Here is a 20,307-nt window from a genome sequence, read left to right as displayed (position 1 = left end):
CGCCGGCACTGGCGGGCAGCGCGGCGGCAGCGCTGCCGGCGGCGGGCACGCCTTCGCTGGGCAACGCGATGCCGGTCCAGCCGCTGCTGGAAAACTATGATTTGCCACCGGCCGGTTCGGCCGTGGACGTGATGGTCGACCATCTGCGGGTCCTGGCAGGCAAGGAGCCGGAGCGGGTGGCTGAAGTGGTCAAACAATGGGTGCAGAAGAAAAATGGCGGATCTGAACAATAACGACGTGCAGGAAGTGGCGCTGACCCCGGTCGAACAGGCCGCGATCGTGCTGCTGTCGATCGGCGAGGAACCGGCGGCCGCCGTGCTGCGCTGCCTCGAGCGCGAGGAATTGATCGAGCTGACCCAGGTGATGAGCCGGATGAGCGGCATCAAGGTCGACGCCGTGAAGAACTCGATCCAGAAGTTCTTCGACGACTACCGCCAGCAGAGCGGCCTGCACGGCGCCTCGCGCAACTACCTGAAGCGCTCGCTCGACCTGGCGCTGGGCAGCGAGATCGCCAACAGCGTTCTCAATACGATCTACGGCGACGCCATCCGTCCGATGATGGCGCGCCTGCAGTACGCCTCGCCGAAGTGGCTGGCCGACTACATCGCCGCCGAGCACGTGCAGATGCAGGCCGTCTTCCTGGCCTTCCTGCCGCCCGCGCTGGCCGGCCAGATCATCGACGCGCTGCCGGAAGAAGGCCGCGAACTGGTGCTGCTGAACCTGGCGCGCCTGGAAGAGATCGACCGCGAGCTGCTGGCCGAACTGGAAGAGCTTGTGCAGCGCTGCCTGTCCGCGCTCGATACCCAGAGCGCCACCGTGGAAGGCGTGCGCCAGGCGGCCGAGATCCTGAACCGCCTGCCGAACAACCGCGCCACCATGGTCGAGCTGTTGCGCGCCCACGATCCGGAAGTCGTGTCGCAGATCGAGATGTCGATGTACGACTTCTTCATCCTGTCGAAACAGACCGAACAGACCATCACGCGCCTGCTGGACGAAATCCCGCTGGAACAGTGGGCCGTCGCCCTCAAGGGCGCCGAGCCGGCCCTGCGCGATGCGATCCTGGGCGCGATGCCGAAGCGCCAGGCACAAAGCTTCGAAGACCTGATGCGCCGCTCCGGACCGGTGCCGATGTCGCGCATCGAGCAGACCCGCCGCGAGATCATGGCTGCCGTGAAGGACCTGGCCGACAACGGTGAAATCGAAGTCCAGCTGTTCGCCGAGGCGACCGCCGAATGAAGCAGTTCCGGCCTTATCACTTCCCGCCCCTGGCCCAATTCCTGGCCGCCAGCGCCAGCACCTCGCCCACATCAATCTCGGCCACCGCGGAACAGGACTGGCAGGGCGCGATGGCCGACGGCTTTCGCCAGGGCCAGCAGGACGGCTACGACGTCGGCGTCGAGCAGGGCCGCAGCGACGGCTTCGATGCCGGCCACGTCGAAGGCCTGGCGCGCGGCATCGAGGAAGGCCGCCAGCAGGCGCTCGCCGAGCTGGAAGCGATGTCCAAGCCGGTCGACGCCATGCTGCGCGCCCTGAAGAAGCTGAAGACCGAATTCAAGAATGCCCAGCGCAAGGAAGTGGTGGACCTGGTCGGCAAGATCGCCCGCCAGGTGATCCGCGCCGAACTGGCGCTGCAGCCGGTGCAGATGCTGGCGCTGGTGGACGAGGCGCTGGCGGCGATGCCGCCGACCCGCGACGAGGTCGAGGTGCTGCTCAACCCCGAAGAGCTCAAGCGCATCCAGGAGCTGGATCCGAAGCGGGCCAGGAAATGGAACCTGCTGGCCGACCCGAGCCTGGAACCGGGCGAATGCCGCGTCAAGGCCGGCGACCACGAAGTCGACGCCGGCTGCCAGGGCCGTCTCGCGGCCTGCATGGAGCAGGTGCGTGAAGGCCTGGCTGCCGAAGAGGCGGAGGAAGCGTGAGCGCACTGGCCCAGACCCTGCGTTCGCTCGACATCGGCGCGGTGCCGGTGGCCACGCCCACCGGGCGCCTGGTCGCGGTGCAGGGCCTGCTGCTCGAGAGCGTCGGCGTGAAGCTGCACACCGGCCAGCGCTGCCGCGTCGAACTGGTCGACGGCGACTGGCTGGACGCGCAGGCGGTCGGCTTTCGCGACAAGGTGACTTACCTGATGCCGTTCAAGAAGGCCGACGGCCTGGTGACCGGCGCCCGCGTGCTGCCCGTCAGCGGCCCGTCCAGCATCCAGATCGGTCCTTCGTGGATGGGCCGCATGGTGAACGGCCTGGGCGAGCCGATCGACGGCCTGGGCCGCCTCGGCGGCGACCAGACCCTGTCCACCACGCCGCCCAGGGTCAATCCCTTGCGCAAGGCGCCGGTAGACGAGCCGCTGGACGTCGGCGTACGCGCGATCAATTCGATGCTCACGCTCGGCAAGGGCCAGCGCGTCGGCCTGATGGCCGGCTCCGGCGTCGGCAAGTCGGTGCTGCTCGGCCTGATCACGCGCCAGACCGTGGCCGACGTGATCGTGGTCGGTTTGATCGGCGAACGTAACCGCGAGGTGCGCGAATTCGTCGAGAAGTCGCTCGGCGTGGAGGGTTTGCGTCGAGCTGTGCTGGTGGTGGCGCCGGCCGACGAAAGCCCCCTGATGCGGGTGATGGCGACCGAACTGTGCCACGCGATCGCGGCCCACTTCCGCGACCGCGGCCAGAACGTGCTGCTGCTGTGCGATTCCCTGACCCGCTACGCGATGGCGCTGCGCGAAGTGGCGCTGTCGCTGGGCGAACCGCCGGCGACGCGCGGCTATCCGCCGTCGGTATTCTCGAATCTGCCACAGTTGTGCGAATCGGCCGGCAACGGCGAGAACCCGGACGGCAGCATGAGCGCCATCTACACCGTGCTGGCGGAAGGCGACGACCAGCAGGACCCGGTGGTCGACAGCGCGCGCGCCATCCTCGACGGCCACATCGTGCTGACCCGCGAGCTGGCCGAGCGCGGCCACTACCCGGCGATCGACGTCGCCCAGTCGATCAGCCGCTGCATGGCCCAGGTGGTCACGCCGGACCATGCTCAGGCAGCACGCAGGCTGAAGGCGGCGATGGCGAAGCATGCGCGGGTGCGCGACCTGATCCCGCTCGGCGCCTACCAGCCGGGTGCCGATCCGGAAACCGACCGCGCGGTGAAGCTGCATCCGCACATCGAAGCCTTCCTGTGCCAGGGCACGCGCGAAGACGCTCCCTTCGGCCCCTGCGTCGACCAGCTGATGGCGATGATGGCATGAGCAACCGGATGAACAAAAGCGACACGATCACGAGCCTCGGCACCCTGGTGCGCCTGCGCAGCACCGAAGTCGAACGCCTGCAGGCCGACCTGGCCAGGCAGGAAGCGACGCGCGCGCGCTACCAGGCCGCCGTCGAGCGCCTGACCGACCTCGCGGTCGGCAGCGGCCCGTCGGCGCAGCCCGGGGCCAAGCTGTCGCCGGCCCTGGCGGCCAATTGCGGCAACTACAAGCAGGCCGTGTTCGCGCTGGCCGACACCCAGCGCACCGACCTGCACCTGATTGACGCGAACATGGCGGTCTCGCAGCGCAACCTGGCCCAGGCCTGGACCAGGCGCGAGCTGCTCGGCAAGGTGCTGGCCCAGCACGAAGCCGCGTTCGCGCGCGAGCAGGACCGCGCCCAGCGCAAACAGGAAGACGACATCGCCACGCAGTCGTGGCTGGCAAATCAATAAGGAGCAAGCATGTCCAGTATTAACGCCCCAACCTACGATCCGACCAGCACCGCGCAGGCGATGGCACAGAAGCTGACCGCGAGCGCGCAGGAAATGCTGACCAGCCAGACCAAGACCGCCAGCGCCACCTCGACCGCGCTGTCGAAACTGGGCTCGGCGATCTCCGCCTTCCAGACCAGCCTCGGCTCCCTGACCGGCATCGGCAAGTCGATGCTGGCGCAGAGCGCAACCCTGTCCAACACCACGGTCGGCAGCGCGACCGCGAAGTCGACCGCCGCGGCGGGTACCTACAACCTGTTCGTCCAGCAGGTGGCGACCGCGGGACAGGCGTCCTACCAGATCCCTCAAAACGGCGAAATCGGAGGAAAGTTGACGCTCACGCTGGCGCCGCCGGCGACGCCCGCGCCGGTCCCGCCTTCGCCGTCGGCCACGCAGACCGGACAATTCACGGTCCAGCTGAACGCCGCCGCCGATACCGATGGCGACGGCAGCCTGAGCGCGCGCGAGATCGCCGCCGCGATCAACAGCGAACCGACCAACGCCGGCCGGGTGTCGGCTGGCGTGGTCACGATTGCCGGCGTGCCGCAACTCGTGCTGACCTCGGCGAACACCGGCGTAGCCAACAATGTCTGGCTCGACCCGAGCGCCGCCGGCACCACGCTCGCCGGCAGCCTGGCGCTCGACAAGCGCACGGTGACCGCCGCAGCCACGGATGCGATTCTCCTGTACGGCGCCACCAGTTCCACCACCGGCACCCCGATCACGCAGGCCTCGAACACCTTCACGAACATCGATGGGGTGTCGCTGACCGTGACCCGTGCCCAGACAGCGGCCGAAAGCCCGTTCACCCTGACCGTGGGCAGCAGCGCCAGCGCCACGCAATCGAATGTGCAAGCTTTCGTCGACGCCTACAACAAGCTCAAGTCCGTCATCGACGGCCTGGTCGATCCGGGCGATCCGTCGTCCGGCGCCAGCCCCGGCGCATTCGCGCACGACGCCGGTGTCCGCGCCCTGCAAGGCAGGCTGGTCAGCATGCTGCGCGCAACCGGCAACCCGTCGCTGGCCTCGTACGGCATCACCGCCGCACGCGACGGCACCCTGAGCCTCGATACGGCGCGCCTGACCAAGCAGCTGGCGCTCGATCCGACCAGCCTGGACAAGCTGATCGGATCGGCCAGCATCGGCAGCCCGACGGGCATCGCCGGCTCCCTGAACACCTACCTGAACCAGTGGAGCAACAGCACCACCGGCCAGATCAACCAGCGCAACGATTCGATCACCAAGCTGCAAACCTCGCTGACCAAACGCCAGTCCGACCTGGATGCCCAGTACAACGCCGCTTACGACCGCTACCTGAAACAGTTCACCGACTTGCAGACCCTGCAGGCCAGGATGAACAGCAACGTGTCGATGTTCGACGCGCTCTTCGGCAACGCTAAGTCAAACTAAGAGATATTCCGATGTCTTATCAAGAAGCCTACGGCAGCTACCACGCCGTCAACCTGGAGGCGCAGACCTCGCGCGCCTCGCCGATCGAGCTGGTGCTGCTGCTTACCGACGGCCTGCTCGAAGAGCTGGCCCGCGCCCGCGCCCACATCGTCGCCAAGCGCTACGAACAGCGCGCCGCCAGCATCAACAAGTGCAACGACATCATCAACGGTCTCTCCAGCTCCCTCGATTTCGACGGCGGTGGACAGGTCGTCGCCAACCTGGCGAACCTCTACGATTTCTGCACCCAGCACCTGCATGCCGCCGGGGTCAAGCAGGACCCGCAGATGGTCGACGAAGTCGTGAAGGTCCTCACCACCATTCGCCAGGGTTGGGCCGGCGTGCAGGCGCGCAATGGATAAATCGGCCGCCCTCCTCCGTACCGCCGAGTCGCTGCGCCGCGCGGCAGACGGCGCCGCCTGGGAACAGGTGGCGCAGATGACGCGCACACTGGCCCCGCAGCTCGACGCGCTCGCCGCCGCAGGTCCGCTGAGCGGCGCCGAACGCGCGGCCCTGCAGCGCCTGCGCGAAGCCCACGATCACGCCGCCGACGCCGTCGCCGTCGCCGCCCGGACCCTGAAGGACCGCATGGACGACATGCGCGCCAACAAGGATGGCTGGATGGCCTACGCCATGCACGACGCAACCGAACCTGCCTCGAGCCAGGCTTGACCATGATGATGCTGAATACCGTCAACCAATCCGCCGGCGCCGCTGCCAGGAATGCCGGCCCGGCCCAGCCGGCCCAGGCCGCGTCCGACGCAACGGGCGCCGCCCAGCCGACTGCCGCGCAGCCCAACGCTGCGCAGCCTGATGCCACCCAGCCTGGCGCGGCCAGCCAGCCCTTCGCGGCCTGGCTCGGCCAACAGTCGCAGGCCGCGGCACTGACGGTCCAGGCCAGCCTCCCGGCCGACGGCGCGGCCCCGGACGCCACGACCCAGGCGGGCGACGCCGCTGCCGCCACGCCGGACAAGGCCGCCGACGACGGCGCCRGCGCCGCGCAGCCGCCGCAGGACGGCGCGCTGCTGGCCGCGATGGCGATGCCGCTGATGCCCCTGACCCCGGTCCAGGTGGCGCAGGCGGTGCAGGCCGCGCAGCCGCCGGGCGCGCAGTCCGGTGACGACGCCAGATCTACCGGCGCTACCGCGGCCGTCGCCGCGGCCGGCGCCGATGGCCGCCGCGCCGCAACACCGGACCGCGCCCTGGCCCTGCCGCAGGCAGCCGACGCGGCTTCGCCCCCGGCCGCGCGCCAGGTCCAGCCGGACGCCGTGCCGGCGGTGCGTTTCGCCGTCCATGCGCAGAACGACGGCGCCGCCGCAAATGCCGGCGGCCAGGATGCGGGCAGCGACCGTGGCGGCACCGGCAACGCTGCGCCGGCAAGTACGCCGGACCGCGCCGCCTTCGCCGGCGCGATCGCATCGCAGCCGGCGCCGACCGCAGCGGCCGCCGACACCGTCAAGCTGGCCGGCCCGCCGACCGCATGGCGCCAGAGCCTGCAGGAAGCGCTCGGCCAGCGTATGAACGTCCAGGTCGGCAATGGCATCGAGCAGGCCGTGATCCGGCTCGAGCCGCCGCAACTGGGCCGCATCGACATCGCGATCCGTCACAATGCCGGCGCGCTGGAAGTGAACATCTCGGCCTCCAACGGCGAGGTGCTGCGCCAGCTGCAGACCGTCAGCGACAACCTGCGCAGCGACCTGTCGCAGCGCCAGTTCACCGAGGTCGCCGTGACGGTCGTCCCGGCGCCGAAGAACGGCGCGGCGCCATTCGGCGATCCGCAGCAGGGCCGCGGCCGCCGGCAGGACCGCGAGCAGGAAGACAATCAGCCCGGCCGCGCCCTGGCCGAAGCAGGCAACAATGCGTCCGCTTTCTCCCTGGGTGGACGTGACTAAGGTCAGACAACGATGAGCAAAATGAAAACAATCATCGCCATTGCCGGCGCCGTGATCCTGAGCGCCGCTGGCGCCGGTGGCGCCGTGTGGTGGTTCATGCCCAAGCCGGCCGTCGCCGCGGGCGCGGACAAGAGGGCAGCCGAGGAAAAGCCGAAGGCTGCCAAACCGATGAAATACGTCACCCTCGACAAGGTCATCGTGATGCTGCGCCGCGGCCCGAACGAAGACGAGAGCCACTACCTCTCGACCGACCTGGTGCTGGCCACCGAGCCGTCCAGGGAAAAGGAAACCAAGGAAAACCTGCCGCTGCTGCGCAGCCTGGCCGTGAGCACGCTGTCGAACTTCACGATGGCCGAGGCCTCGACCATGCCGGTCGAAAAATACGCGGCGCAGCTGAATCGCGCCTTCAATGCCGACTATGAGCGCAAGCATGCTGAAAAGCCGTTTGCGGAAGTCATGATCGGCAAACTGATCATCGAATAGCAGCCGGGGACAATGTGGGTTACATGACCGACTACGCCGACAGTTACGCCAGCACCGAGTACGCCGGCGCCGCCATGCACGCGGCGATGAGCGCAGCGGAGGAGCAGCGCCACCTGGTGGCCTATGCGCCGCTGGTCAAGCGCATCGCACGCCAGCTCAACTCGCAGGTGTCGGGCGCGATGGGACGCGAGGACATGGAACAGATCGGCCTGATCGGCCTGCTGGAGGCGCTGCGCCGCTACGGCACGCCGGACACCGGCTTCGCCAGCTATGCCTCCTTGCGCGTGCGCGGCGCCATTCTCGACGAACTGCGCCGCCAGGACTGGCGTCCGCGCGCGGTCCGCCAGGACAGCCACAAGATGCGCGACGCCGTGCGCGCCCTCACCCGCAAGCTGGGCCGCGAGCCGAACGACCGGGAAGCCGCGGAAGCCCTCGGCATCGACCAGGACGAATGGCGCCAGTTCCTGCTGGACGACGTCGCCGAGGAGCTGCTCAGCTTCGACGACGTGCTGCAGGAAGCGACCGATCGCGCCCAGAGCGCGCCGGGACCGGAAGAACAGTTCATCGTGCGCCGCAGTCTCGAACAGGCCCTGAACGCCCTGTCCGAGCGCGAGCAGCGCGTGATCCAGATGATTTACGAATTCGAGCTCAGCTACAAGGAAATCGCGGCCGTGCTCGACCTGTCCGACGCCCGTGTCTGCCAGCTGAACAAGAGTGCGCTGGCCAAGATGAAAGCGGCGCTGGCCCAGGCCTGAACGACCAAACAAGAAAGGTAACAACATGCAAATCCTTGGCATCCTGATCGTGCTGGGCGCCGTATTCGGCGGCTTTGCCTTCATGGGCGGCACCGTCGGCGCCATCTGGCAGCCCATCGAAATGCTCATCATCGTCGGCGCCGCCGTCGGCGCCCTGGTGGTGGGCAATCCCAAGCACGTGCTGGCCGAGCTGCTGGTCCAGTTCAAGAAGATCATCGGCCGCCAGAAGCACGACTCGGAATTCCAGCGCCAGCTACTGCTGCTGATGTACGAACTGCTGCAGACCGCCGCCGGCGGCCTGAAGGCGCTCGATGCCCACGTCGAGGCGCCCAAGGAAAGCCCGATGTTCCAGCGCTATCCGCTGATCCTCGAAGAGCCCAAGCTGCTGGCCTTCATCGTCGATAACTTCCGCCTGATGGCGATGGGTAAGATCAACGCCCACGAGCTGGAAGGCGTGCTGGAACAGGAACTGGACGCCATCCACGAAGAGCTGATGCAGCCCTCGAAGTCGCTGCACAAGATCGCGGAGGCGATGCCGGGCTTCGGCATCCTGGCCGCGGTGCTCGGCATCGTGATGACCATGAACTCGGTCGGCGGCGGCGCCGACACCGCCGAGATCGCGGAGCACATCGGCGCCGCGATGGTCGGCACCTTCATCGGCATCTTCTTCTGCTATGGCGTTCTGGATCCGATCTCCAACATGATGAAGCAGCTGGTGAATTCGGAAGCGTCGACCATGGAGACCGTGAAGGTCGTGCTGTGCACCCATGTGGCCGGCAAGCCGCCGCTGCTGGCGATCGACGCCGGCCGCCGCCTGATCCAGCTGAACACCAAGCCGAGCTTCGCCCAGCTGGAAACCTGGATCAACGCCATGGCCGACGGCGAAGATGCCGGCGCCGCCAGGAAGCGCGCTTAAGGGACGGGGCGGACCAGCATGCAAGCAGCAAAAAAAGGCGAGAAGCACCTCGAGGAGACCATCGTCAAGCGTGGCGGCGGCAAGCAGCAGGACGACGAGCACGGCGGCGCGTGGAAGGTGGCATTCGCCGACTTCTGCATGGCGTTGATGGCGCTGTTCCTGGTGCTGTGGCTGATCGCCGCGCGCGAGGCCTCGGCCCTCAAGAGCATCGTGCGCGACAACACCGCGGCCGGCCTGATCGAAGGCAGCGGCGGCAGGCACGAGATCGCCGGGAATCCGAGCGGCAGCCTGATCGAACGCTTCCCGATGCCGAAGGCGAACGGCGGCGCGCAGGGGCCGGACGCCGGCGGCAAGGCCACCGCGCACACCCGTTATGAATCGCCGTCCGAGCTGGCGGCGCTGGCCCACGCCCTGCAGAAGATGAGCGCCGATGCCGGCCTGGCATCGAACCTGGCCACCGTGGTCACGCCGGAAGGCCTGCGCGTGATGCTGCACGATACCGACCGCCAGGGCATGTTCGTGCGTGGCAGCCCGATTCCCGTTGACCGTTTTTCAAAACTGTTGCGCGCAATGGCGCCGCTGTTCGAAAACATGGAAAATCAGATGCTGGTCGTAGGCCATACGGACTCCTTGCAGTACACTAGCAAGGACCCGAACAGCTACTCCAACTGGAGCCTGTCGGCCCATCGCGCGCTGGCTGCGCGCTCCCAGCTCCTGATCGGCGGCATGCGGAAGGAAAGCGTCCTGCAGGTGGTCGGCATGGCCGACCGCGCACCGGTCGATGCCGCCAAACCCGACGCCGCCGTCAACCGCCGTATCGAACTGCTGATCCTGACGACCAAACAGGCTGCCTCCATTACCGCGATGTTCGGTACGCCCGCCCAGACCGAAGACCTGAGCAAGGACGTGTCGATCACCAAGCCGGGCGAGGACGCGCTCAAGGAACTGCGCAGCCAATTGCCGAAGAAACCATGACGATTCAATCCAAACCCCGAGGATCCCGCATGAAGATCACAGGCGCCTCCACACCTTCCATCACGATCGCGCCGCAGGCCGGCGGCCCCGTGGCCGCTCCCGCCGCAGTCCCCGTCGCCGCCAGCGAAGCACTCGAATCGAGCGTGCTGCAGCCGGCGCAAAGCGCGCTGAAAGCCTTGCCCGACTTCGACGCCGCCAGGGTCGCCGAACTGCGCGACGCCCTGCAGAAGGGCGAGCTGCCCTTCGACGCCGGCCGCCTGGCGGGCCTGATCCAGCGCTTTCACGGCAGTCAGGGCTGACGATGGGCCGTCTGACCCGCGACCAGGCTGTCGCCCGCCTGCTGGACGGTATCCGGCACGACATGCAATCCTGCTCCGTCATCCGCGAGCTGCTGGAGCGCCAGTTCCAGGCCGCGCTGCGCCACCGCGCCGCCGAACTCGGCGCGCTGGCCGGCGAACTGATGCCCCAGCTCGACGCCATGGAACAGCGCCGCCAGCAGCGCGTGCAGCTGGTGCGCGCCCTGCACGGCGCCGTCGCCACCATGGACGACATGCTGAACGGCCTGCCGGCCGCGCAGCGCGGCCGCGCCACTGCCGACTGGCAGCAGCTGGAACAGCAGGTGCGCGACTGCAAGGAGGCCACCGCCCGCAACGGCAAGCTGATGGCCGACCAGTACACCGTGATGCAGCGCGTACTGCACGGCGAGGACCAGCTCTATGCGCCAGACTGAATTCACCACTGCCTCGATCACGGCGACCCCGCCGACCGCAGCGACCCGCCCGACGGCGGGCATCGGCGGCGGTAGCGGCTTCGGGAACATCTTCGGCTCGGTCCAGGAAGAAGTCGCGTCCTTCATCCAGAACGGCAGCGGCGACAGCGTCGTTGGCGGCAGCGGTCGTGCGATGCTGAGCGCGGAAGGCAGCATATGGCAGGCGCGCGTCGGCCAGGCCGCCAACGCCATCGTCGGCGACGGCGGCGAGGCGTCGCCCGACCAGCAGGCTTTTTTGGAGAGCATCGCACCGTGGGCAAAGGAAGCGGCCGACAAGCTGGGCGTCGCCCCCGAACTGGTATCGGCCCACGCCGCGCTGGAATCGGGCTGGGGCCAGCGCCCGCTGCGCAACGCCGACGGCAGCTCGAGCTTCAACCTGTTCGGCATCAAGGCCGGCAAGGGCTGGGCCGGCGACGTCGCCGAATCCGCGACTACCGAATACGTCGGCGGCGCAGCGCTCAAGACGAGCGCGCGCTTCCGCGCCTATCCGGACCAGGCCAGCGCCTTCCGCGACTACGCCCAAATGCTGATCGATAACCCGCGCTTCCGCGGCGCCCTGGGAGCCGGCAGCAACGCCCACGCCTTCGCCTCGGCGCTGGCCAAGGGCGGCTATGCAACCGATCCGGGCTACGCGGCCAAGTTGTCGCGGCTGGCCGGCAAGCTGCAGGGAATCAGCGGCTGAGCCCGCTATCGATGGGTTCGACGGTGCCCGGCCCGGCAACGCGCATGCGCACCACCTGGCCGCTGCCGGCGTTGCGCACCCGGACCACGGCGCCGCGCGCGCCGGCATCCATCGCCTCGCCGGCCGTGCTGACTTCGACGCCTTCGCGGCGCGCAATCATGAGTACTGCATCGCCGCGCTTGACCAGGACCGGCGCGCTGAGCTGCCCGCTGCGCAAAATGTCTCCAGGACGCAACATGCGGCGTGACATTTGTCCGATAGCTTCATCAGGCGAACTGATTGGATCGGCGATGTTGGAAATATCACGGCGCTCGATCGTGACCTGCGCATCCGTCAAGGCTTCGTTGGCCGCGACCGGCGCCGCGGCGATGGCCACCATCGCCGTCACGCGGGCGCGGACGATGTACTCGTACCGCCATCCGGGGGTGTCATTACAGCGCGCCAGGAAGCGCATTCTCTGCGGAGAGCGGGTGTCGAGCGCTTCGATGACGACGTTCTGGGCGCACGGCGGCGCGGCGCGGCTGGTAACGACGGCAACCTCGAATTGGGGCTCCGTCAAGCCGGCGGCGGCCATCTGCCGGTCGAGCTCGGCACGGGCGGCTTGTTCGATTTGCACCGGAATCGATTGCGTGGCGGCTTGTGCAAACGCACAAAATAATGCAAATGACGAAGCAACAAGGGTTGCCTTACGGAAAGCAATCATTAGACAATAGCGTCAGCGAAAAACCTGATTCTAACCAATCACACTGAAGTTCAAATAAAACCGGAGGTTTCTGCACATGACGATTAACTTCAAGGCCGCGCTCGGGGTGCATGCCGACGCGCTCGAGGTACGCGCCGAGCGCACCAAGGTGTTGGCCGCCAACATCGCGAACGAGAGCACGCCAGGCTTTACCGCGCGCGACCTCGACTTCGGCGCCATGATGCAGGAACGCCAGGATGCGGACAACGGCCAGCTGAGCCTCGGCGACGACTCGCCGCTGTACCGCGTGCCCTACCACCCCAGCGCCGACGGCAACACCGTCGAGATCGGGGTCGAACAGGCCGCGTTCTCGCAGAACGCCTCCGACTTCAATACCAGCCTCACCTTCATCAACATGCAGCTGCGTGGCCTGGCCAAGGCCATCAACGGCCAATAAGGGGCACGACCAGCATGGGCTTCAAAGATATCTCCCAGATCGCCGGTTCGGCGATGGCGGCGCAGTCGGTGCGCCTGAACACGATCGCCAGCAACCTGGCCAACGCCGACGTGTCGGCCGGCTCGGAGGCCGAAGCCTACCGCGCGCGCAAGCCGGTGTTCGCCGCCGCGATGGACAGTGCCGCCGGCGGCGGCGTGCGCGTGCTGGACGTGGTGCAGAGCGCCGAGCCGCTGCGCCGGGTGCACGAGCCGGACAATCCGAAGGCCGATGCCGAAGGCATGGTCTATTACACCAACGTCAACGAAGTAGCCGAGATGGCCGACATGATGTCGGCCTCGCGCGCATTCGAGACCAATGTCGAAGTACTGGGCCGCATCAAGTCGATGCAGCAGTCGCTGCTGAAGCTGGGAGAAAGCTGATGGTCGCCACCACCTCCACCACCAACAGCCAGTTCAACGGCACCGGCGCCCAGGGCTCGGCCAAGGTCGCGGCCCAGGCGAGCACCAGCGAGAACCGCGACATGTTCACCAAGCTGCTGGTAGCGCAGATCCGGAACCAGGATCCGCTGTCGCCGCAGGACCCGACCGCCTACGTCAACCAGCTGTCGCAGCTGTCCCAGACCGAGGCGCTGCAGAACCTGTCGCAGATGACCACCGCCAACGCCAGCATCCTGCAGAGCATGCAGACCCTGGCGATGGGCAGCCAGGTCGGCTCGGAAGTCACGGTCGCGACGAATGCCGTCAAGCTGGACGGCAGCAAGGTCAACGGCAGCATCCAGCTGAACGGCGCCAGCAGCGCCACCACGCTGGTGCTGACCGGCCTCGATGGCCAGCAGCACACGATCGAACTGGGCGCCCATGGTTCGGGCGCGCAGTCGTTCACGATCGACCCGGATGCACTCGGCCTGCCGCCGGGAACCTATGCGATCCAGGCCAAGCCCTCGGACGGCACCTCCCTGCAGATCGAAGTCGCCGCACGCCTGAACAGCGTGCGCGTCGCGAACGGCGGCGTGGTGCTGCAGGTGGCGAACATCGGCGAGGTCGATCCCTCGTCCATCACCGGTTTCAACGGTAAAACCGCATCTTAAAGAACAAGGAATCGACATGAGCTTCGACATCGCCCTGTCCGGCATCCAGGCCATCAACCAGTCGCTGGAAACCACTTCGAACAACATCGCCAACGCCGCCACCTACGGCTTCAAGAGCAGCCGCACGAACTTCGCCTCGGTCTATGCCGGCACCGCCGCCAACGGCGTGCAGGTCGGTTCGCTGACCCAGACCATCGGCCAGAACGGCAGCACCCAGACCACCGGCCGCGCCCTCGACGCCGCCATCGACGGCCGCGGCTTCTTCGTCAGCCGCGACCCGCAGGGCGGCCTGACCTATACCCGCGTCGGCATCTTCTCGACCGACACCAAGGGCTTTCTGATCGACAGCAACGGCAAGAAGGTCCAGGGCTACGGCCCGGCCAACGGCGGCGCGCTGGGCACCATGGGCGACATCCAGGTGCCGACCGGCCAGATCCCGGCGGTGGCGACCACCAAGGTCAACTTCGTCGGCAACCTGTCGTCCGACTGGAAGCCGATCGCCGGCACCCCGAACCCGGGCGATTCGACCACCTACAACATGGTCAAGCAGTCGGTCGCTTACGACTCGCTGGGCGCCCAGCACACCGTCTCGTCCTACTTCGTCAAGACCGGCGACAATACCGTCGACGTCTACTACGCCGTCGATTCGGCCGGCACCCCGACCAAGGGCGCGACGCTGACCTTCGACAACCAGGGCGCGCTGGCAAGCGGCGGCACCAGCACCGTCGCCATCCCGGCGACCGGCGGCGCAGCCGCAAGCTCCATCGCCTTCGACTACACCGGCACCACCCGCTTCGCCGGCGAAGCCACCACCACCACCAACCGCAGCGACGGCTACGCTTCGGGCGCCTTCGTCGGCGTCGAGCTGTCGAAGGACGGCTCGCTGGTCGCCAAGTACAGCAACGACCAGTCGCAGGTGGTCGGCACTGTCGCCATCGCGACCTTCCCCAACGAAGGCGGCCTGCAGGCGATCAGCGACACCAGCTGGACCGCCAACGCCGATTCCGGCGCCGCCCTGTACAGCGTGCCTGGCGTGGGCCTGTCGGGCAAGCTGAACACCGGCGCGCTGGAAGGCTCGAACGTCGACATCACCTCCGAACTGGTCGGCCTGATGACCTCCCAACGCAACTACCAGGCCAACTCGAAGGTGCTGACCACCGAGAGCCAGATGATGCAGGCCCTGATGCAGGCCCTGTAATGGACAAGCTGATCTTCACCGCCGTCTCCGGCGCCGAACGCCTGCTGCGCTCGCAGCAGGTCCACGCCAACAACCTGGCGAACATGGATACCTCCGGTTTCCGCGCCAGCATGGAAACGGCAGGGAACACGGAGCTGGCCGGCTTCGGCTACGACGACCGCCACCTGTCGACCATGCGGGCCGACACCGTGCTGACCCGCGCCGGCAGCGTGCGCGAAACCGGCCGTCCGCTGGATGTCGCGATCGGCGGCCAGGGCTACCTCGCCGTGCAGTTCGGCGACGGCGAAGCCTATACCCGCTCGGGCGAGATCGAGATCGACGCCGAGGGCGCGCTGTCGGTGCACGGCCGTCCGCTGCTAGGCGAAGGCGGTCCGATCACCCTGCCCCCGCACACCGCGGTGGAGATCGGCCTAGATGGCACGATCTCGGTGCTGACCGAAGGCGCGACCCAGATGCAGGTGGTCGACAAGCTCAAGCTCGTGAATGCCGAAGGCACCGAACTGACCAAGAACGAGGCCGGCCTGATCGTCACCCGCGACGGCGCCAACCTGGCGGCCGACCCGGCGGTCAAGGTCAAGCCGCGCGCCCTCGAGGGCAGCAATGTCTCGGCGGTCGAGGAAATGGTCGCGACCATGAGCCTGAACCGCAGCTTCGAAATCCAGATGCGCCTGTTCAAGGCCAGCGACAGCATGAATGAAGCGGGCAACCGTCTCATCGGCGCCTAATCGTAATCAGATGGGGTCAGAGCCCACCCGAGAGAACCGGGCTCTGACCCCATGAACAAGGAGTAGTCCATGAATCCAGCAATGTGGATCAGCAAGACCGGCGTGCAGGCCCAGGACGCAAAACTGCAAGCCATCGCCAACAACCTGGCCAACGTGAACACCGTCGGCTTCAAGCGCGACCGCGTGGTGTTCGAAGACCTGTTCTACCAGGTCGACAAGCAGCCGGGCGCCCAGACCGCCGACAACACCGTCTCCAACGGCGTCCAGCTCGGCAACGGTACCCATATCGTCGGCACCCAGAAGGTCTTCACCAACGGCAGCATCCAGACCACCGGCCAGTCGCTCGACGTGGCGATCTCCGGTAACGGCTTCCTGCAGGTGCGCCGTCCGGACGGCCAGCCGGCCTATACCCGCGCCGGCCAGCTGGCGGTCGATTCGAACGGCGTGCTGGTCAACGCGCAAGGCCTGCCGCTGGTGCCGCAGATCACGGTGCCGAACAACGCCACCGGCATCACCATCGGCGAGAACGGCATGGTCAGCGCGACCGTCCCGGGCAATATCGCGCCGACCGAACTGGGCCAGCTGACCCTGACCACCTTCGTCAACCCGGCCGGCCTGCAGGCCCTGGGCGAGAACCTGTTCCAGGAAACCGCCGCCAGCGGCACCCCGAACGAAGGCCGGGCCGGCGACGGCGCCTTCGGCAAGATCAAGCAGGGCGCGCTGGAAGGCTCGAACGTGCAGGTGGTCGAGGAGATGGTCGACATGATCGCCGCCCAGCGCACCTACGAGATGAACACCAAGGTGCTGTCGGCCGCCGACAACATGCTGCAGTACCTGGCTTCCGCTTCCCGCTAATACGCTCATCACATGATCCGTCTGACCACCGCGGCAGTAGCCGCACTGCTGCTCGCGGGCTGCGCTTCGAGCGTCCCCCTGAACAACCCGAAGCCGGTCGACGACGCGCTGGCCCTGCCGAAGGCGTCGGCGGCCCGCGCCGGCATCTCCGGCGGCGTGTTCTCGTCCGACACCGTGTCGCTGACCTCCGATGCGCGCGCCTTCCGCGTCGGCGACGTCGTCACCGTGCTGCTGCAGGAAACCACCCAGGCCAGCAAGAAGGCCGGCACCAGCTTCTCGAAGGGGTCGAGCGCCACCGTGAACCCGATCACCCTGCTCGGCAAGCCCCTGGGCCGCACCGGCGTCGGCGCCAGCGCCGACCGCAGCTTCCAGGGCGATTCCACCAGCACCCAGCAGAACGCGCTGTCCGGCGCCGTCACCGTGATCGTGCAGGAAGTGCTGCCGAACGGCCTGCTGCGCGTGGCCGGCGAGAAGCGCCTGCAACTGAACCAGGGCGAGGAATTCCTGCGCGTGGCCGGCTACCTGCGCGCCGCCGACATCGACAACGACAACCAGGTGTCCTCGCTGCGCGTGGCGAATGCCCGCATCGCCTACTCCGGCCAGGGCACGCTGGCCGAAGCCAACACGCCCGGCTGGCTGACCCGGTTCTTCACCGGTCCGCTGATGCCGTTCTGAGCGCTACCCAAGGCAAAACATGATTCGAATTTCTTCCACTGGTTCGGTTTTCCGTATCATTTCGATGGCGCTGGCCGCGGCCCTGGCCCTGCCCGCCCTGGCGGCGCCGGCTGCGTCGGCCGCCCGTCCGGCAAGCGCGGCGGCTACCGCCATGCCGCAGAGCCGCGTGCAGCCGCTGCGCAACCTGGCCAGCGTCGAAGGCGTGCGCGACAACCCGCTGGTCGGCTACGGCCTGGTGGTCGGCCTGAACGGCAGCGGCGACTCGACCCAGGTGAAGTATTCGAGCCAGTCGGTGGTCAACATGCTCAAGCAGTTTGGCGTCAAGCTGCCGAACGGCGAAGAAGCGAAGAACAAGAATGTCGCCGCGGTGATGGTGTCGGCCGTGTTCCCGCCGGGTTACCGCCGCGGCCAGGCGATCGACGTCACCGTGTCCTCGCTGGGCGACGCCAAGAGCCTGCGCGGCGGCACCCTGCTGCTCACCCAGCTGCGCGCGGCCGACAATGAAGTCTACGCCCTGGCCCAGGGCAACCTGGTGGTCGGCGGCCTGTCGGCGTCCGGCAAGAGCGGCTCCTCGGTGACGGTGAATACACCGACCGGCGGCCGGATCCCGAACGGCGCCCAGATCGAGCGCGAGATCCCGACCGATTTCGCGACCCGCCAGCAGGTGGTGCTGCGCCTGCGCCATCCGAACTTCGACACCGCCACCAACGTCGTCGAGGCCATCAACCGCCGCTTCGGCCAAGTCGCCACCACCGCCGACGGCACCAGCGTCGAAGTGGTCGCGCCGGTCAATCCGACCGAGCGGGTCGCTTTTGTGGCCAAGCTGGAAAACATGCCGGTCGAAGCCGGCCTCGAAGTGCCGAAGGTCGTGTTCAACTCGCGCACCGGCACCGTGGTGATCTCCGACGGCCTGCGCGTGAAATCGGCCGCCGTCACCCACGGCGCGCTGAAGGTCGTGATCTCGGAAAGCTCGGCGGTCAGCCAGCCCGGCCCGTTCTCGAAGGGCCAGACCCAGGTCACGCCGCAATCCAAGGTCTCCGTCGACCAGGGCTCGGGCCAGATGTTCCACTGGCCGGCCGGCGCCAAGCTGCAGACCATCATCGACGTGGTCAACAGCCTGGGCGCGTCGCCGGACGACATCATGGCGATCCTGCAGGCGCTGGACCAGGCCGGCGCCATCGAAGGCGAACTGGTGGTGATCTGATGCTCGATAAACTCGACCCGCTGAACGCACAGGCGCAAGCCGCCGACAAGGATGCGGTGGCGCCGGCCGCCGACGTCCCCTCCCCGGAATACGTCAAGAAGGCCACCAAGGCCGCCGTCGAATTCGAGAGCTTCTTCATCTCGCACATGCTGCAGCAGATGCGCGAAAGCCAGCGCACCCTGGCGCCCGAGGACAGCCCGATGAAGGATCCGGTCAACAGCGACATGCTGGACATGGCCGACAAGCTGCTGGCCGGCCACATGGCGAACCAGCGTGCCTTCGGTGTGGCGGATGCGATTCTGCGGCAATTGTTGCCGCAAGGACTTAATAAATCCAAGTAAACGGTCGCCCTTGATGATTGACCGCTTACTGATCGCTTGCTGATCCCGAATAAGAAAGACACGCAATGAGCATCCTGAATAACGCACTGTCCGGCGCGCTGGCATCGCAACTGGCCCTGTCCTCGAGCAGCCAGAACATCGCCAACCTGCAGACCAAGGGCTACACCCGCCAGGCAGCCCTGCTGAGCGCGGTCGGCCCCGCGGCCGGCTCGACCCAGGCTGGCAACGGTGTGATCGTCAGCTCGCTGATGCGTTTTTCGGACAACTACAAGACCCAGCAGCTGTGGCGCGCCGGGTCCGACCTGGGCGAGCGTTCACAGACCCAGCCCTACCTGACCCAGCTCGAAACCGTGATGGGCAACGACGACGCCAGCCTGTCGGGCGGCATCGACAAATTCTTCGCGGCCCTGAACGCGGTGGCCGGCGTCGATCCGACCTCGACCCCGCTGCGCCAGCAGGTGGTGACCGCGGCCGGCCTGCTGTCGCAGCGCTTCAACAGCCTGAACAACGTCTACAACTCGCAGCTGCAGTCGCTGCGCCAGCAGCGCAGCGCGATCGTCGACTCGGCCAACACCTCGATCGCCGCGATCGCCTCGCTGAACTCTCGCATCGCCAACGCCAATGCCACCGGCAGCAATGCCTCCTCGCTGATCGACCAGCGCGACCAGGCGATCGACAGCCTGGCCAGCCAGATGGCGCTCGAAGTCAGCGACCAGCCGGACGGCACCCGCAACGTCTCGCTGAAAAGCGGCCAGTCGCTGGTGCTGGGCAGCGTCGCCGGCAAGCTGACCGTCACCGGCAGCGCCGACCAGAGCTTCAGCCTGAGCTTCGCCGGCACCACCTTCGGCCTCGACGTGACCCGCGCCGGCGGCCAGCTGGGCGGCCTGTCCGCCTACGAGAAAGACGTGCTGCTGCCGCTGCAGAACAACGTGGCCGAGATGGCCCAGCAGCTGGCCGACAAGGTCAACAACCAGCTCGCGCTCGGCAAGACCATGGACGGCAACCCCGGCAAGCCGCTGTTCGTCTACACCCCGGGCAGCACTTCGAACATGCTGCAGGTGGCGAGCGGCTTCCAGACTGCCGACCTGGCCTTCTCCAGCGACGGCACGCCCGGCGACACCGGCAACCTGCAGAAGCTGGTCGCCATCAAGAGCCAGTCGATCTTGCTCACCGGCCTGGGCTCGGTGCTGCTCAGCGACGCCGACACCCAGCTGGTCGGCAAGCTGGCGGTCGACAGCCAGCAGAACAAGGGCGCGCTCGACACCTACCAGTCCATGCGCGGCCAGGCCGAGGCGGACTGGCAGTCGACCAGCGGCGTGAACCAGGACGAGGAAGCGGTGAATCTCGTCGAATACCAGAAAATGTACCAGGCCAATATGAAGGTGATGTCGGTCGCGAACGCACTGTTCGACGCCACCCTGGCGATGATGGGTTGAGAG

The 20,307-nt window shown here is 67.3% G+C and carries 26 protein-coding genes and 1 pseudogene; 26 read left to right on the top strand and 1 reads right to left on the bottom strand.

The window, feature by feature from the left end; translation table 11 throughout:
* The 16 genes and pseudogenes from AC1DIX_RS22920 to AC1DIX_RS22845 form a co-directional block, all read left to right on the top strand.
* A pseudogene (locus AC1DIX_RS22920) lies at positions 1-233 on the top strand (flagellar basal-body MS-ring/collar protein FliF); the annotation flags it as partial.
* The gene (locus AC1DIX_RS22915; protein ID WP_477327667.1) at positions 214-1,236 is read left to right on the top strand and encodes a FliG C-terminal domain-containing protein; all 1,023 of its coding nucleotides are present in this window, start codon (positions 214-216) and stop codon (positions 1,234-1,236) included. The pseudogene AC1DIX_RS22920 and the gene AC1DIX_RS22915, both read left to right, overlap by 20 nt.
* Entirely contained in the window at positions 1,233-1,919 is a 687-nt protein-coding gene (gene fliH, locus AC1DIX_RS22910) for a flagellar assembly protein FliH (RefSeq protein ID WP_477327665.1), read from the top strand. The genes AC1DIX_RS22915 and fliH overlap by 4 nt, the downstream gene beginning before the upstream one ends.
* Positions 1,916-3,232, top strand: a complete 1,317-nt coding sequence (fliI, locus tag AC1DIX_RS22905; protein ID WP_477327663.1) for a flagellar protein export ATPase FliI — start codon at positions 1,916-1,918, stop codon at positions 3,230-3,232. Before fliH ends, fliI begins: the two co-directional genes overlap by 4 nt.
* 8 nt (positions 3,233-3,240) lie before the next feature.
* Positions 3,241-3,684 carry a flagellar export protein FliJ gene (locus tag AC1DIX_RS22900; RefSeq protein ID WP_442122488.1) on the top strand — a complete coding sequence of 148 codons (444 nt, stop codon included), beginning with the start codon at positions 3,241-3,243 and terminating at the stop codon, positions 3,682-3,684.
* Between the two features lie 9 nt (positions 3,685-3,693).
* A complete protein-coding gene (fliD, locus tag AC1DIX_RS22895; protein WP_477327661.1) occupies positions 3,694-5,133 on the top strand; it encodes a flagellar filament capping protein FliD in 1,440 nt (479 codons plus the stop codon).
* 11 nt (positions 5,134-5,144) lie between these two features.
* Positions 5,145-5,534, top strand: coding sequence for a flagellar export chaperone FliS (fliS, locus tag AC1DIX_RS22890; RefSeq protein WP_442122486.1), 390 nt, complete (start codon positions 5,145-5,147; stop codon positions 5,532-5,534).
* Positions 5,527-5,844, top strand: a complete 318-nt coding sequence (locus AC1DIX_RS22885) for a hypothetical protein (protein ID WP_477327658.1) — start codon at positions 5,527-5,529, stop codon at positions 5,842-5,844. The genes fliS and AC1DIX_RS22885 overlap by 8 nt, the downstream gene beginning before the upstream one ends.
* A gap of 2 nt (positions 5,845-5,846) precedes the next feature.
* On the top strand, positions 5,847-7,064 hold the full coding sequence (locus AC1DIX_RS22880) for a flagellar hook-length control protein FliK (RefSeq protein ID WP_477327656.1): 1,218 nt from the start codon (positions 5,847-5,849) through the stop codon (positions 7,062-7,064).
* Positions 7,065-7,085: 21 nt separating this feature from the next.
* Positions 7,086-7,547 (top strand): flagellar basal body-associated FliL family protein, encoded by a 462-nt coding sequence (locus AC1DIX_RS22875; RefSeq protein ID WP_442122753.1) that lies wholly within the window; start codon positions 7,086-7,088, stop codon positions 7,545-7,547.
* Between the two features lie 23 nt (positions 7,548-7,570).
* Positions 7,571-8,302 carry a FliA/WhiG family RNA polymerase sigma factor gene (locus AC1DIX_RS22870; protein ID WP_477327654.1) on the top strand — a complete coding sequence of 244 codons (732 nt, stop codon included), beginning with the start codon at positions 7,571-7,573 and terminating at the stop codon, positions 8,300-8,302.
* A 25-nt stretch (positions 8,303-8,327) separates the two neighbouring features.
* Entirely contained in the window at positions 8,328-9,218 is an 891-nt protein-coding gene (gene motA, locus AC1DIX_RS22865; RefSeq protein ID WP_442122751.1) for a flagellar motor stator protein MotA, read from the top strand.
* An 18-nt stretch (positions 9,219-9,236) separates the two neighbouring features.
* A complete protein-coding gene (locus tag AC1DIX_RS22860) occupies positions 9,237-10,193 on the top strand; it encodes a flagellar motor protein MotB (protein ID WP_477327652.1) in 957 nt (318 codons plus the stop codon).
* A gap of 29 nt (positions 10,194-10,222) precedes the next feature.
* The gene (gene flgM / locus AC1DIX_RS22855; protein ID WP_477327650.1) at positions 10,223-10,492 is read left to right on the top strand and encodes a flagellar biosynthesis anti-sigma factor FlgM; all 270 of its coding nucleotides are present in this window, start codon (positions 10,223-10,225) and stop codon (positions 10,490-10,492) included.
* A 2-nt stretch (positions 10,493-10,494) separates the two neighbouring features.
* Complete coding sequence (flgN, locus tag AC1DIX_RS22850; RefSeq protein ID WP_477327648.1) at positions 10,495-10,923, top strand: flagellar export chaperone FlgN; 429 nt, start codon at positions 10,495-10,497, stop codon at positions 10,921-10,923.
* Positions 10,910-11,644: a glycoside hydrolase family 73 protein gene (locus AC1DIX_RS22845; protein WP_477327646.1), complete on the top strand. Its 735-nt coding sequence runs from the start codon at positions 10,910-10,912 to the stop codon at positions 11,642-11,644. Before flgN ends, AC1DIX_RS22845 begins: the two co-directional genes overlap by 14 nt.
* Here the strand turns inward: AC1DIX_RS22845 and flgA are convergent.
* Positions 11,634-12,347, bottom strand: a complete 714-nt coding sequence (gene flgA / locus AC1DIX_RS22840) for a flagellar basal body P-ring formation chaperone FlgA (RefSeq protein WP_477249806.1) — start codon at positions 12,345-12,347, stop codon at positions 11,634-11,636. The two genes, AC1DIX_RS22845 and flgA, sit on opposite strands and share 11 nt — an antisense overlap.
* Positions 12,348-12,423: 76 nt before the next feature.
* Here flgA and flgB point away from each other — a divergent pair, with 76 nt between their 5' ends.
* The 10 genes from flgB (at position 12,424) to flgK (ending at position 20,304) form a co-directional block, all read left to right on the top strand.
* Positions 12,424-12,783, top strand: a complete 360-nt coding sequence (gene flgB / locus AC1DIX_RS22835) for a flagellar basal body rod protein FlgB (RefSeq protein WP_442122745.1) — start codon at positions 12,424-12,426, stop codon at positions 12,781-12,783.
* Between the two features lie 14 nt (positions 12,784-12,797).
* Positions 12,798-13,202, top strand: a complete 405-nt coding sequence (flgC, locus tag AC1DIX_RS22830) for a flagellar basal body rod protein FlgC (protein WP_442122744.1) — start codon at positions 12,798-12,800, stop codon at positions 13,200-13,202.
* Complete coding sequence (locus tag AC1DIX_RS22825; RefSeq protein WP_477327644.1) at positions 13,202-13,870, top strand: flagellar hook capping FlgD N-terminal domain-containing protein; 669 nt, start codon at positions 13,202-13,204, stop codon at positions 13,868-13,870. The genes flgC and AC1DIX_RS22825 overlap by 1 nt, the downstream gene beginning before the upstream one ends.
* Positions 13,871-13,886: 16 nt before the next feature.
* Positions 13,887-15,068, top strand: coding sequence for a flagellar hook protein FlgE (locus tag AC1DIX_RS22820; protein ID WP_477327642.1), 1,182 nt, complete (start codon positions 13,887-13,889; stop codon positions 15,066-15,068).
* A complete protein-coding gene (locus AC1DIX_RS22815) occupies positions 15,068-15,793 on the top strand; it encodes a flagellar basal body rod protein FlgF (RefSeq protein ID WP_477327640.1) in 726 nt (241 codons plus the stop codon). The genes AC1DIX_RS22820 and AC1DIX_RS22815 overlap by 1 nt, the downstream gene beginning before the upstream one ends.
* 69 nt (positions 15,794-15,862) lie before the next feature.
* Positions 15,863-16,648: a flagellar basal-body rod protein FlgG gene (gene flgG, locus AC1DIX_RS22810; protein ID WP_477327638.1), complete on the top strand. Its 786-nt coding sequence runs from the start codon at positions 15,863-15,865 to the stop codon at positions 16,646-16,648.
* 12 nt (positions 16,649-16,660) lie between these two features.
* Positions 16,661-17,323 (top strand): flagellar basal body L-ring protein FlgH, encoded by a 663-nt coding sequence (gene flgH, locus AC1DIX_RS22805; RefSeq protein ID WP_442122739.1) that lies wholly within the window; start codon positions 16,661-16,663, stop codon positions 17,321-17,323.
* Between the two features lie 19 nt (positions 17,324-17,342).
* The gene (locus AC1DIX_RS22800) at positions 17,343-18,527 is read left to right on the top strand and encodes a flagellar basal body P-ring protein FlgI (protein ID WP_477327636.1); all 1,185 of its coding nucleotides are present in this window, start codon (positions 17,343-17,345) and stop codon (positions 18,525-18,527) included.
* Positions 18,527-18,868 (top strand): rod-binding protein, encoded by a 342-nt coding sequence (locus AC1DIX_RS22795; RefSeq protein ID WP_477327634.1) that lies wholly within the window; start codon positions 18,527-18,529, stop codon positions 18,866-18,868. The genes AC1DIX_RS22800 and AC1DIX_RS22795 overlap by 1 nt, the downstream gene beginning before the upstream one ends.
* Before the next feature lie 65 nt (positions 18,869-18,933).
* The gene (gene flgK / locus AC1DIX_RS22790; protein ID WP_477327632.1) at positions 18,934-20,304 is read left to right on the top strand and encodes a flagellar hook-associated protein FlgK; all 1,371 of its coding nucleotides are present in this window, start codon (positions 18,934-18,936) and stop codon (positions 20,302-20,304) included.
* Positions 20,305-20,307 lie beyond the last annotated feature (3 nt).

The sequence above is a fragment of the Massilia sp. 05N420 genome (genome assembly GCF_056397205.1).
This window is presented reverse-complemented; position numbering and strand designations above follow the sequence as displayed.